Raw genomic sequence first — 232 nt, 5'->3', positions numbered from 1 at the left:
CCCCTGCCTCTTAATTCGTCTCTGTCATCGCCGTCGCCCGCCTGAATAGACCGGCACATCCTCGCCCCCGAAGATCACCCGGTTGGGACTGCGTTCAAAACTCTCCGCCGCGCGCTGGATCGAGATCAGCGTGCGATTGACCTGGGCAAGCGCCGCGGAGAAATCCGCCGAGCCCTGGGTCGCGAACTTGGAAAGACCACCGGCAATAGTGTCCGCCCGGCTCTCGAAGGCG

The 232-nt window shown here is 63.8% G+C and carries 1 protein-coding gene; it reads right to left on the bottom strand.

Annotation, left to right across the window (positions count from 1 at the left end; genetic code table 11):
* Window positions 1-24 precede the first annotated feature (24 nt).
* A partial coding sequence (locus SB717_RS39850; RefSeq protein ID WP_410908885.1) for a hypothetical protein occupies window positions 25-232 on the bottom strand: 208 nt, incomplete at its 5' end.

It is taken from the genome of Priestia sp. SIMBA_032, assembly GCF_046535215.1.
GTDB lineage: Bacteria > Bacillota > Bacilli > Bacillales > Bacillaceae_H > Priestia > Priestia aryabhattai.
The sequence above is the reverse complement of the archived record's forward strand: the minus strand, read 5'-3'. Positions and strand labels throughout refer to the sequence as shown.